Genomic DNA, 12,558 nt, shown 5'->3' with positions numbered 1-12,558 from the left:
TTATTTTTCCTCCCATAGTTCACAAACTTTTTTATAGGCAATAACAGGATTGTCTGCACCTGTTATTGCACGGCCAACTACGATAAGCGATGAGCCGTCTTTTTTTGCTCCATCTGGTGTAGCAATTCGTTTTTGATCATGCGCTTCGCCGCCAAGCATACGAATACCTGGGGTCACCCGTAAAAAGTCTTCGCCGCAAGCTTCACGGATTGCGTGTGCTTCATGAACTGAGCATACTACTCCGTTAAGGCCAGCTTGTTTCGATAACTGAGCATAGTGTAAAACCGACTCTTGAAGCGATAAACCGATTTTTTGTTCTTTTTGCATTTGTAGTTCTGTCGTTGATGTTAGTTGGGTCACTGCAATGAGTGCAGCGCGTTTTCCTCCTGCTGCTGTTCCCGCTTCTAAACCTTCCAAAGCACCTTCCATCATGGCACACCCGCCTGCAGCATGAACATTCACCAAGTCCACACCAAGACGTGCTAAGCCCTTCATAGCCGATTTGACAGTATTAGGTATGTCGTGAAGCTTTAAATCCAAAAAGATATCATGCCCTTCACTTTTCACTTGATGAACGATACGGGGACCTTCCTGCATATAAAGCTCCATTCCAATCTTAACGAAAAGCTTTTCTTCAAACTGCGCTAAAAAGCCCATTACATCCTTTTCACTCGGAAAATCCAATGCAATAATAGGTTTTGTGTTCATATTAACGGTGGCTCCTTCCGATAATTTCTGATATATGTTCAACTTGCAATACATCCAGCAAGCCTGGTAATTCTTCAATAATCGTAGGACATACGAAATGATCGACAAAGTTTGCAGTACCAACTGCAACGGCTGATGCACCTGCCGACATAAAATCAATGACATCTTGCGCACATGTTATGCCACCCATACCGATAATCGGAATATTTACCGCTTTATAAACGTCATATACCATACGAATAGCAACTGGTTTAATTGCCGGACCGGATAATCCACCTGTTCCATTTGCAATAACTGGTTTACCTGTTCGCTCATCTAAACGCATACCAACTAGTGTATTAATCATTGTAATGCCATCCGCCCCACCTGCCTCAACAGCTTTTGCGATTTCGACAATATTCGTTACATTTGGCGATAATTTTACATAAACCGGCACACTCGAAACCGCCTTAACAGCAGCAGTTAATTGTTGCGCAGTACTAGGATCTGTTCCGAACTGAATACCCCCACATTTAACATTCGGACATGATATGTTTAATTCCAACGCTTTTACATTGGATGCTTTCGAAATACGTTCTGCGACTTCTACATAGTCTGCAACTTCAGTACCTGCTACATTTGCAATGATTGGAACATCATAGTCTTCTAAAAACTTAAGTTCTTCTCCCATTACCTTGTCGATACCAGGGTTTTGCAGTCCAATCGCATTTAACATCCCGGCAGATGTTTCTGCTACACGTGGCGTTGGATTTCCTTTACGTGTTTCTACAGTTGTTGCTTTAATCATAATTGCACCAAGAAGTGAAAGATCATAAAGTTTTGCATATTCGCGACCAAAGCCGAAGCAACCTGAAGCAGGCATAATTGGATTTTTTAGTTCTAATCCTGGAAGTTGTAAATTCAGTCGATTCATAATGCCACAACTCCTTTCGGGAATACTGGTCCGTCTGAGCACACTTTAACATAATCTTTTACATAGTTTTCCGTTGTATCACATACACAGGCAAAGCACGCCCCGATACCGCAACCCATACGTTCTTCAAATGATAAATAGCCCTCTTTGTCCGGGTAATAACCTTCTAATGCACGTAGCATCGGTAATGGACCACACGAATAAAATACATCAAACTCAGGTTTCACCTCATCAAATACAGTTGTGACAAAGCCCTTCGTTCCTTTCGTGCCATCAACAGTTGCATAATAAGTGTCGCCAAGAGCTTTAAATTGCTCCTCATAGAAGCACACATCCTCGGATTGGAACCCTAAAACGTGAATTGTTTTCACTCCGCGAGCATTTAGTTGCTTAGATAATTCGTGAAGTGGCGGGACACCAATTCCTCCACCGACTAAAAGCGCAGTTTGACCAGGTTCGGCGGCTTCAACGGGGAAACCATTTCCAAGAGGACCTAACACATCCACGATTTGACCTTCACGGTTTGTTGCAAGGAATTTTGTTCCGCGGCCTTCTGCACGGTAAATCATCGTAAACTCATTTTTTTCTTTATCTACATTTGCTATACTAATGGGTCTACGCAGCAACGGTTCGAATGTATCTGACACTTTTACATGAACAAACTGGCCAGGAGTCATGTCCTGAACCAGTTGTCCTTGTAGTGTCAATTCGAAAATATTCGTGGCAATTTGCTTTTGCAAAATAACAGTCATTTTCTCTTGACGAATCATTTTAATGTACTACCTCCGCTTTCGGCATTTCTTCTGCAGTAAATGTCATCGATTCAATAACACGTAGCATTGCTTCTGCTGTATCAAGTGAAGTTAAACATGGTACACCATTTTCCACTGACTCACGGCGAATTCGGAAGCCATCACGTGCCGGCTGTTTTCCTTTAGTTAATGTGTTAACAACTAATTGTGCTTCGCCATTTTGAATTATATCGATTAACGTTTTCCCTTTACCGCCAATTTTTTCAACGACATCGGTTTTCACACCATTTTCTTCAAAGAGCTTCGCTGTACCTTCTGTCGCTACAATGCGGTAGCCAACTGTTGAAAAGCGTTTAGCTAAAGTAACCGCCTCTTCTTTATCTTTATCCGAAACTGTGAATAGGATTGTACCATGTGTCTTAATTTCCATACCAGCCGCTACAAAGCCTTTGTATAATGCCTTTTCGAAAGTTGCATCTTTCCCCATTACTTCACCTGTCGATTTCATTTCAGGTCCTAAAGTGATATCAACCCGACGTAATTTTGCAAACGAGAATACCGGTACTTTCACGAATACGCCTCGTTTTTCAGAAGCTAATCCTGTAGGGTAGCCTTGCTCGATAATTGTTTGACCTAGAATCGCTTTCGTAGCAATGTTTGCCATTGGGATATTTGTGATTTTACTTAAGAATGGTACTGTACGAGAAGAACGCGGATTTACTTCGATTACGTAAATCTCCCCTTCACTCATGACATACTGGATATTCATTAACCCAACAATTCCCAAACCTTTTGCAAGACGTGTTGTATAGTCTACTAATGTTTCTTTCTGTGCATCTGTTAATTTTTGCGGTGGATATACTGAAATGGAATCACCAGAGTGTACCCCTGCACGCTCAATGTGTTCCATAATGCCTGGGATCAATACATTTTCTCCATCACAGATTGCATCCACTTCAATTTCTTGACCTGTTAAGTAACGGTCAACTAACACCGGGTGATCTGGAGATGCCTCTACCGCATGCTCCATATAGTGCGCCAATTCTTCCAAATTGTAGACAATTTCCATTGCACGTCCACCAAGGACATATGAAGGGCGGACTAACACTGGGAAGCCTAATTTCTCACCGATTATTAACGCTTCTTCCTTCGATACCGCTGTCTCCCCCGCAGGTTGTGGAATACCAAGTTCCTGTAAGGCTGCTTCAAATTTATTACGGTTTTCGGCACGGTCAATATCTTCCAATGTCGTACCTAAAATTTTCACACCATTCGCTTCTAGCTTGTCTGCCAAATTGATTGCTGTTTGACCACCAAACTGTACAACAACGCCAATTGGTTGCTCTAAATCGATAATATGCATAACGTCTTCGATTGTCAGTGGCTCAAAGTACAATTTATCTGAAATCGAGAAGTCTGTTGATACTGTTTCAGGGTTTGAGTTGATAATAATCGCTTCGTAGCCTGCTTCTTGAATTGCCCATACCGAGTGAACTGTTGCATAGTCAAACTCTACTCCTTGACCGATACGAATTGGACCTGAACCAAGTACAACAACAGATGGTTTGTCTGTACGGATTGATTCATTTTCTTCTTCGTATGTACCGTAGAAATACGGTGTGTTCGACTCGAATTCGGCAGCACAAGTATCTACCATTTTATATACCGGGATGATGCCCTGTTCTTTTCTAAACGCATATACCTCTGACTCTTTCATCTCCCAAAGCTGGGCAACTTTCTTGTCTGCAAATCCTAAACGTTTCGCCGTTCTTAATACATCTTTATCCATTTTATTTTCGACAAGAGTCGTTTCCATATCGACAATTTTCTTCAATTTTGTTAAGAAGAATAAGTCAATGGCAGACCATTCATGGATTTTTTCCACAGAAACACCGCGGCGGATCGCTTCTCCAATGAAGAATAAGCGCTCGTCTCCTGCTTTTTTAATACGCTTTTCAATCCATGTATCCGATAAATCTTCAGCGTGTTTCATCTCAAGATGTACATGACCTGTTTCTAATGAACGGACTGCTTTTAATAATGCTTCTTCAAATGTACGACCAAGGGCCATAACCTCACCAGTTGCCTTCATTTGTGTACCTAAGTTACGTTTTGCAGACTCGAACTTATCAAATGGCCAACGTGGAATCTTAGCTACAATATAGTCAAGTGCCGGCTCGAAACAAGCGAATGTTGAACCAGTTACAGGGTTTTTGATTTCATCCAAAGTAAGACCTACTGCAATTTTTGCTGCAAGTTTCGCAATTGGATAACCTGTTGCTTTAGAAGCTAGTGCAGATGAACGGGATACACGTGGATTTACTTCGATAACATAGTATTGGAATGAATATGGATCTAACGCTAATTGCACGTTACAGCCACCTTCAATTTTTAGTGCACGAATAATTTTCAGTGAAATATTACGCAGCATTTGATTTTCGCGGTCCGATAATGTTTGTGTCGGTGCTACTACGATTGAATCTCCCGTATGAATACCTACTGGGTCGAAGTTTTCCATATTACAAACAACGATTGCATTATCTGCAGCATCACGCATTACTTCATACTCAATTTCTTTAAATCCGGCAATCGATTTTTCAAGTAAACATTGCGTTACTGGAGAATATTTCAAACCTGACGTTACAATCTCCTGTAAATCCTGGTCATTGTAACAAATACCCCCACCTGTACCACCTAACGTGAATGCCGGGCGAACAATTACTGGGTAACCAATTTTTGCAACGAAAGCTTTTGCTTCTTCCATGTTGTGGATGATGTCTGATTCTGGAACAGGTGCTCCTAACTCATACATTAAATTACGGAACAAATCACGGTCTTCTGCTTTATGGATGGCATCCAGTTTTGTTCCTAAAATTTCGATTCCCAACTCATCTAAAATACCTGACTCATCAAGCTCAATCGCCATGTTTAACCCTGTTTGTCCACCTAAAGTCGAAAGGATCGCATCAGGACGCTCTTTACGTAAAATACGAGATACAAATTCTAAAGAAATTGGCTCGATATATACTTTATCTGCAATTTCTGTATCCGTCATAATTGTCGCCGGGTTTGAGTTAATTAAAATTACTTTATATCCCTCTTCTTTTAATGAAAGACAAGCTTGTGTTCCTGCATAGTCAAATTCTGCTGCTTGTCCAATAACAATTGGACCTGATCCGATTACTAAAATTGTATTTATGTCTGTACGTTTAGGCATATTGATTCTCCTTCGTTGCTTCTTTTTCCATCATTTCAATAAATTCATCAAATAAGTGATTCGAGTCTTCCGGTCCTGGTGAAGCTTCCGGATGGTATTGTACAGTGAAGATTGGATATTTCTTATGACGTACTCCTTCACAAGTACCATCATTTAATGCGATATGTGTTAATTCTAAATCTGTATCTTTTAATGAATCGATATCAATGGCATAGCCGTGGTTTTGGCTCGTTAAATCAGTGCGACCTGTTCGTAAATCTTTTACTGGATGGTTGCCCCCACGGTGTCCAAATGTCAATTTAAAGCTTCGCGCACCACATGCTAATGAGAATAATTGGTGGCCTAAGCAAATGCCGAAGATTGGCACTTTTCCGATTAAACCTTTAATTGTTTCAATACCTTCTGATACGTCTTCCGGGTTACCTGGTCCATTTGATAGCATAATCCCGTCTGGATGCAATGCTAAAATTTGTTCAGCTGTTGTGTTATAAGGAACAACGAGTACATCACAATCACGTTTGTTTAATTCGCGTAATATTCCATGTTTCATACCAAAATCCAGTAAAACCACTCGTTTACCACGACCTGGTGATGGATATGCTGCTTTAGGCGAAACTTCACGGACATGGTGCGTAATAAATGGTGTTTCTTGAAGTTGTGCAACCGTTTCTTCTATATTTACTTCTGCATCCGCTTCAGTTAAGATGGCACGCACCGCACCTTTTTCACGAATAATTCGTGTTAATTTACGAGTATCTATTCCTTCAATACCAGGAATGTCCTGTGCTGTTAAATAAGCATCTACCGACATATCAGATCGCCAATTTGAAGGCTGATCTGCCAATTCACGTACGACAAATCCTCTGATAGCAGGTGTAATAGATTCAAAGTCATCACGGTTAATGCCGTAGTTTCCGATTAATGGATATGTTAAAGTTACGATTTGACCATAAAATGATGGATCAGATAATGTTTCTTGGTAACCTGTCATCCCTGTTGTAAATACAACTTCTCCCTGACTTGCTTTATCACTACCGAATGCCGTACCTGTAAATACAGTGCCGTCTTCTAAAATTAATAAACGTTTTTTCATTATTCTGCCTCCTGGTATACAATTTTGCCTTCGAAAATCGTTGCTACTGGCCAGCCTTTTGCTGCCCATCCGTTAAACGGTGTATTGCGACCTTTTGATACAAAACCTTCCGCATCAATCGTCTGCTCTTTTTCTAAATCGATTAGTACGATATCCGCTGAAGCTCCTACCTCCAATGTTCCGTATGGTAGATCAAAAATTTGAGCCGCCTTCACACTCATCCAATCTACTAATTGTTTTAATGTCCATTTTCCTGTTGCTACAAAGTTTGTATATAGTAATGGGAATGCTGTTTCAAAACCGACAATTCCGAATGGCGCACCTACCATGCCACAGCATTTTTCTTCTACTGTATGTGGGGCATGGTCTGTTGCGATACAATCAATCGTTCCATCAAGTAATGCTGCATGCAGTGAATCTTTATCGTCTGCAGCACGTAATGGCGGGTTCATCTTCCAGTTGGCATCATCTGAAGGGATGTCCATTTCTTCTAATAATAAATGATGCGGACAAACTTCTGCCGTCACTTTAATACCTGCTGCTTTAGCATCTCTTACTGCCCGTACAGATTCTTTCGTCGATACGTGGCAAACATGGTAGCGTGCACCTGCTGCTTCAGCTAACAGCACATCACGTGCAATTTGAACAGATTCACAAATTGATGGAATGCCAGGTAAGCCCAGTTCTTTATTTCGTTTTCCTTCGTGCATAACACCATCGTAAATGAGTGAGTTATCTTCACAGTGTGCTACAACTACCGCATCCAGTTTTGCTGCTTGTTGCATTTGCTCATACATTGTAGAAGCGAGCTGAATACCAACACCATCGTCAGAGAATGCAACTGCACCATGTGCTTTTAACTCTTCCATGTCAGTTCGAACTTCTCCTGAAATGTCCTTTGTTAGTGATCCATATGGCAATACACGAATGATTGCACTATCTTGAATTAAATTATTAATCAGTTGCATATTTTCAACAGAATCTGGTACAGGCTTTGTATTTGGCATGGCACAAATTGTTGTAAAGCCTCCCTTTGCTGCTGAAGCTGTACCTGTTGCTATCGTTTCTTTATGTTCAAATCCCGGTTCACGTAAATGTGTATGTACGTCTACAAAACCTGGTGATGCAAAAAGACCTTTTCCGTCTATAATTGTTGCATTAGATGGTATGTTTCCATTAATTGAAGCGATTTTGCCATTCTCTATTACAATAGTAGAAATTACTAATTCTCCTTTTTCATTTAGTAACTTCACGTCCTGAATAACTGTTGTCATTTTAATCTCTCCCTTTCAAAATCGTCTCTAATATTGCCATTCTTGTGTAAACACCGTTTCGTACTTGTTGAAAAATTCGGGAACGTTCACATTCTACAAGGGCATCAGCAATTTCTACATCACGGTTGACCGGGGCTGGATGCATAATAATCGCATTTTTTTTCATGAGCTTTTCTCTTTCAACCGTTAAACCGTACTCTTCATGATAGCTCTCTTTTGAAAAATTTTTACTTACTGAATGCCGTTCATGTTGAATCCGTAAGAGCATAATGACATCACTATCTTCGAGCACTTCATCCCAACTATGCGCAGCTTCAAAATCACCTGCCCAGGCAGGCGGACATAAAAATCGGATATTTGCCCCTAAACGCTGCAGCGCTGTTGCATTTGATTTTGCGACACGGCTATGTGATATATCTCCGACAATAGTTATATTCAAGCCTTCAAATTCACCGAACTCTTTACGAATGGTATAAAGATCGAGTAAACATTGAGAAGGATGTTGACCAGCACCATCTCCTGCATTAATAACCGCACACCCGATTCCTTCTAAAAGCTCATTGTAATATTCATCTTCTTTATCCCGGATTACGACTGCGTCTATTCCGATCATTTCTAATGTTCTGACAGTATCGTACAGCGTTTCTCCTTTTGTAGTGCTCGAAAATTCTGCATCAAAGGGGATTACCGTACATCCTAGACGGCGCTCCGCCATTTCAAAGCTTGTTTTTGTACGGGTGCTAGGTTCAAAAAATATATTTGCTACATTGTAAGCGCGATTTAGAATCGGTTCTTTTCCATTTTCGAAATGTTGTGCTCGATCTAAAATAGACATTATTTCTTCATTCGATAAATGTTCCATTGATAATAAATTTTTCATGCCCGCGCCCTCCGCTACTATCAATTACATGTCAACGTAACTGATAGCTTAATTTTATTTTATTACATTATGTATATTTAATCTACTTATTGTTTAAATATGCATGCGTTGTTTATAAATAAGCCCCGCTATAATTTTAGCGAGGCTTAAAGGGTGTAACAAACTAAGGTATCATTCTGGTAATGAACCTTGTATGTCATACCCTTCGTAGCCTCTCTGGACAAATCTTTAAAAGGTATTGCTTATTCTTCTATTTCATAAATATCTTTTTCAACTATTTCGCGACCTGGTAATACTAGATTTAAAACGACACCGATAATTGATGCTAACGCCATACCTTCAATAGCAAAGCTTTCTGTGAATCGCATTGCCGCTCCGCCGATTCCTACTACTAAAATGACAGAAGCAATTACCATATTTCGGTTGTTTCCAAAGTCTATGTTGTTCTCCACAAACATACGCAAACCGCTTGCTGCGATGATACCGAACAGTAAAATTGAAATTCCGCCAAGTACTGCTGTTGGAATGGTTTCAATTAAAGCCATTAGCTGCCCTGAGAAAGACACAATAATTGCGACTATCGCTGCACCTAAAATTACGTAAACCGAGTAAACACGTGTGATTGCAAGTACACCAATATTTTCGCCGTACGTTGTTTTTGGAGGTCCTCCAATTAAGGCCGATGCAAATGTTCCTAGCCCATCCCCTAAAAGTGAACGATGTAAGCCTGGATCCTTAACGTAGTTACGATTTACAACTTTCCCCAACACTAACTGGTGACCGATATGCTCTGAAATCGTTACAATAACAACTGGTACCATACCGATTAAAATTGCACTTGTAACTTTGAATTCATAATCAACGCCTGGAATCAGGAATTCCGGCATTGCCAGGAATTTCGCATTTTGCACTGCTGTAAAGTCAACGATACCGACAATTACTGAGTAAATATAGCCAACTACGATTCCAAGTAAAATTGGCATTGCACTTAATATATTTTTAAAGAATACGTTGAAAATAATAGCTGCTGCCAATGTTACTAATGCTGCCGAGAAGTGAAGTCCGTTGTATTTCCCATCCACGTTCATCGCCATATCGACTGCTACACCTGATAGTCCTAATCCAATAACGATAATAACCGGTGCTACAACAATTGGTGGTAAAATATTCATTAACCATTTATAACCTGTTTTCCAAATTAATAAAGAAACAATTCCGTATACTACCCCGACTGCCATCGCTCCGATCATGGCATTTCCTGGATTTACTTCTACACCCGCTTGTCCAAATCCTGTTACTAAAATAATTGGTGAGATAAAAGCAAAGGAAGAGCCTAAGTAAGCCGGTACTTTAAATTGTGTTACGAGCAGGAAAATAATTGTGGCGATTCCGCTTGTTAATAGTGCAATTGCAGGGCTTAACCCGACTAATTTCGGTACTAAAATTGTTGATCCGAACATGGCAAACATGTGCTGGAAACTAAATGTGATCAGCTGACCGGCACTTGGCTTCTCTTGAATATCTAATACTGCTTTTGACATTATTTTCTCTCCCTGTACGCTCTAATTAATCTACTTTATGAATAGTGATAATATCTTGCCCATCTGTTTCTTCTAAATTCACTAGAATACGCTCTGTACTCGATGTCGGAATATTTTTCCCTACATAATCTGCTCTAATTGGAAGCTCTCTATGACCACGGTCCACTAAAACTGCTAACTGAATTTGTGCAGGTCTTCCTAAATCCATGACAGCATCCAAAGCCGCGCGTACTGTTCTTCCTGTATAAAGGACATCATCAATAAGAACAATTTTTTGGTCGCTAACTTGATATTCAATATCTACTTGCTGTACTTGAGCTTGATCATCCACTTGCTTTGTTGATAAATCATCACGGTACAATGTAATATCCAGCTCTCCTGTACGGATTGCTTTTCCTTCAATTGTTTCTATTCTTTCTGCAAGACGTTTAGCTAAATAGGCACCGCGTGTTTTAATTCCTACTAGAATTACTTCATCAATACCTTTATTCCGTTCAATAATTTCGTGTGCAATCCTTGTAATTGCACGGTTCATCGATGGACCATCAAGTAATACCGAAATATGTTCCATGTTCTTTCTCCTTTCATTTTTTAGTAATGTTCACGGGGATGTTAAATGTCTTCATTTCAAACAAAAAACCCTCTAGAAGTTCTAGAGGGTTTGAAAAGGTCATGTTGAAAAAACTGCATACGGATATTTTTGCGCACAAAAATGCCGTAAATGCTTACATTATCCCTTCTCAGCCTCTCTGGACTGCCATTAAAGGTGAACAATATTCTGAATAGTAGCGTCTACCTGCTTGCTCTCGTCAAGGTCTGTAGCTCACTGTAGTCAGTATATGCCTCATCAATTTAGAAGTCAATAAGCATTTTGAAGGTCAGACAACTGAAAATAAATATTTAAATAATCTTAATTATCCGTTAATAATTTTCATTCAAAACTAAATTATCTAATATATAGCTAATCTGTACCTTCTATCAATTTTATATACCCTTCATTCTCCATTAGTTGTTCAGGCTCGGCAATTGATAAATATAAATACAAATTCCCCATAGGAGTTGTCTCAGCTTTTACTATATGAGAAGTTTCACTTGAATAAAGGTAATGGTCTCCATAAGCCGTAAATTTCATTCCATTGTATGCCTTATATATTTTTTCAAACTGTTCTTCATTTGTATTCAGAAGTAACATTGAAAATAACTTCTCATCATAAAAGTAAAATCTGGCCTCTCCCTTATAATCTAATATAAAGTCAGCACCATTGCCGTCCTCCTGAATCTCTGTTAACTCACTGTTGGCTATTAGTTCTGCTACTCGAATTTCTGTTAAATTCTTTTCTCCTAAGCGTTCTACTACATCTGATTTTGAATCGCCTAAAGTAAATCCATTCAAATAAAATAAACCATGTTCTTCATAAAATTGCGGTTGAGTAAAATCAAGTTGCGGGGTATTAGCTGAATGCTGATTATCGCTCATTATTTGGTTTAACATAAAGAAGAACATACTTAATGTGAAAATTGCGCTGATTATTATAAAACGCCATCTATATTTTGGTTTTGGTTGTTTATTCTCGATCTCTTGCACTACATTTTGCATAACGCGTTGTTTCATTATTTTTAAATCTTTTATCTCATTAGGTGTATAGTTATCCATTTAGCAGCACCTCCCATTCAATATCTTTCAATTCATCCTTTAATAATTCTTTTCCTCTTCTTAGTCGTGTTTTGATCGTACTTTCTGAAGTAGCTAGTAAAAGAGCGATCTCACTAATTTTCATATCATTAAAATAATAATAGATAAGTACTTCTCTATGTTTTAATGGCAATTCTAGGATTGCATCACCAACGATTGTTTGCTCATCTTTCCTAACCAAACCATCTGAATCTATTTTACTCGTTGAAGGAAAAATTTTTTGCAGTTGTACTTTTTTATATGTCCAGCTTTTTAAGTAATCTTTACTTTTATTTGCGGTCATTTTGTATAAAAAAGCTTTTAGTTCTCCACGTTCTTCATATTTATATTGAGCATGATAGATCTTTATAAATACTTCCTGTACAATATCCTCTGCTGCCTGGCGATCCTTTACGTAGTAATAAGCTAAACGAATTAACGGCTCTGTATAGAGATTCATTATTTCTTTTAAATCATGAATAGTTAACAAGAATACAACTCCTTTCTC

11 protein-coding genes are annotated in these 12,558 nt (G+C 39.2%); all 11 read right to left on the bottom strand.

Going from position 1 to position 12,558, the window contains the following annotated elements; all coding sequences use genetic code 11:
• The 11 genes from pyrF to MHH95_RS08635 all read right to left on the bottom strand — a co-directional run bounded on the left by pyrF (nt 1) and on the right by MHH95_RS08635 (nt 12,540).
• Nucleotides 1–708, bottom strand: a complete 708-nt coding sequence (gene pyrF, locus MHH95_RS08685; protein ID WP_340727176.1) for an orotidine-5'-phosphate decarboxylase — start codon at nt 706–708, stop codon at nt 1–3.
• A gap of 1 nt (nt 709) precedes the next feature.
• Nucleotides 710–1,621 (bottom strand): dihydroorotate dehydrogenase, encoded by a 912-nt coding sequence (locus MHH95_RS08680; protein WP_340727175.1) that lies wholly within the window; start codon nt 1,619–1,621, stop codon nt 710–712.
• Complete coding sequence (locus MHH95_RS08675; protein ID WP_191698469.1) at nt 1,618–2,391, bottom strand: dihydroorotate dehydrogenase electron transfer subunit; 774 nt, start codon at nt 2,389–2,391, stop codon at nt 1,618–1,620. Before MHH95_RS08675 ends, MHH95_RS08680 begins: the two co-directional genes overlap by 4 nt.
• 1 nt (nt 2,392) lies before the next feature.
• A complete protein-coding gene (gene carB, locus MHH95_RS08670) occupies nt 2,393–5,590 on the bottom strand; it encodes a carbamoyl-phosphate synthase large subunit (RefSeq protein ID WP_340727174.1) in 3,198 nt (1,065 codons plus the stop codon).
• Entirely contained in the window at nt 5,583–6,683 is a 1,101-nt protein-coding gene (locus MHH95_RS08665; protein ID WP_340727173.1) for a carbamoyl phosphate synthase small subunit, read from the bottom strand. The genes carB and MHH95_RS08665 overlap by 8 nt, the downstream gene beginning before the upstream one ends.
• Nucleotides 6,683–7,957, bottom strand: coding sequence for a dihydroorotase (locus MHH95_RS08660; protein ID WP_191698472.1), 1,275 nt, complete (start codon nt 7,955–7,957; stop codon nt 6,683–6,685). The genes MHH95_RS08665 and MHH95_RS08660 overlap by 1 nt, the downstream gene beginning before the upstream one ends.
• Before the next feature lies 1 nt (nt 7,958).
• Nucleotides 7,959–8,837 carry an aspartate carbamoyltransferase catalytic subunit gene (locus tag MHH95_RS08655; RefSeq protein ID WP_340727172.1) on the bottom strand — a complete coding sequence of 293 codons (879 nt, stop codon included), beginning with the start codon at nt 8,835–8,837 and terminating at the stop codon, nt 7,959–7,961.
• A 242-nt stretch (nt 8,838–9,079) separates the two neighbouring features.
• Complete coding sequence (locus MHH95_RS08650) at nt 9,080–10,378, bottom strand: solute carrier family 23 protein (RefSeq protein WP_225231065.1); 1,299 nt, start codon at nt 10,376–10,378, stop codon at nt 9,080–9,082.
• A gap of 25 nt (nt 10,379–10,403) precedes the next feature.
• A complete protein-coding gene (gene pyrR, locus MHH95_RS08645; protein WP_191698474.1) occupies nt 10,404–10,949 on the bottom strand; it encodes a bifunctional pyr operon transcriptional regulator/uracil phosphoribosyltransferase PyrR in 546 nt (181 codons plus the stop codon).
• Nucleotides 10,950–11,339: 390 nt separating this feature from the next.
• Nucleotides 11,340–12,032: a hypothetical protein gene (locus tag MHH95_RS08640; RefSeq protein ID WP_340727171.1), complete on the bottom strand. Its 693-nt coding sequence runs from the start codon at nt 12,030–12,032 to the stop codon at nt 11,340–11,342.
• A complete protein-coding gene (locus MHH95_RS08635) occupies nt 12,025–12,540 on the bottom strand; it encodes a sigma-70 family RNA polymerase sigma factor (protein ID WP_340727170.1) in 516 nt (171 codons plus the stop codon). The genes MHH95_RS08640 and MHH95_RS08635 overlap by 8 nt, the downstream gene beginning before the upstream one ends.
• Nucleotides 12,541–12,558: the final 18 nt, after the last annotated feature.

The organism is Solibacillus sp. FSL K6-4121 (assembly GCF_038002585.1).
GTDB lineage: Bacteria > Bacillota > Bacilli > Bacillales_A > Planococcaceae > Solibacillus > Solibacillus faecavium.
The sequence above is the reverse complement of the archived record's forward strand: the minus strand, read 5'-3'. Positions and strand labels throughout refer to the sequence as shown.

Excerpts from the sequence above, each read along its gene's own strand:
- MHH95_RS08660 (WP_191698472.1), bottom strand. The coding sequence starts at position 7,957 with ATGACAACAGTTATTCAGGACGTGAAGTTACTAAATGAAAAAGGAGAA.
- pyrR (WP_191698474.1), bottom strand. The coding sequence starts at position 10,949 with ATGGAACATATTTCGGTATTACTTGATGGTCCATCGATGAACCGTGCA.
- MHH95_RS08655 (WP_340727172.1), bottom strand. The coding sequence starts at position 8,837 with ATGAAAAATTTATTATCAATGGAACATTTATCGAATGAAGAAATAATG.
- MHH95_RS08650 (WP_225231065.1), bottom strand. The coding sequence starts at position 10,378 with ATGTCAAAAGCAGTATTAGATATTCAAGAGAAGCCAAGTGCCGGTCAG.
- pyrF (WP_340727176.1), bottom strand. The coding sequence starts at position 708 with ATGAACACAAAACCTATTATTGCATTGGATTTTCCGAGTGAAAAGGAT.
- MHH95_RS08675 (WP_191698469.1), bottom strand. The coding sequence starts at position 2,391 with ATGATTCGTCAAGAGAAAATGACTGTTATTTTGCAAAAGCAAATTGCC.
- carB (WP_340727174.1), bottom strand. The coding sequence starts at position 5,590 with ATGCCTAAACGTACAGACATAAATACAATTTTAGTAATCGGATCAGGT.
- MHH95_RS08680 (WP_340727175.1), bottom strand. The coding sequence starts at position 1,621 with ATGAATCGACTGAATTTACAACTTCCAGGATTAGAACTAAAAAATCCA.
- MHH95_RS08640 (WP_340727171.1), bottom strand. The coding sequence starts at position 12,032 with ATGGATAACTATACACCTAATGAGATAAAAGATTTAAAAATAATGAAA.
- MHH95_RS08665 (WP_340727173.1), bottom strand. The coding sequence starts at position 6,683 with ATGAAAAAACGTTTATTAATTTTAGAAGACGGCACTGTATTTACAGGT.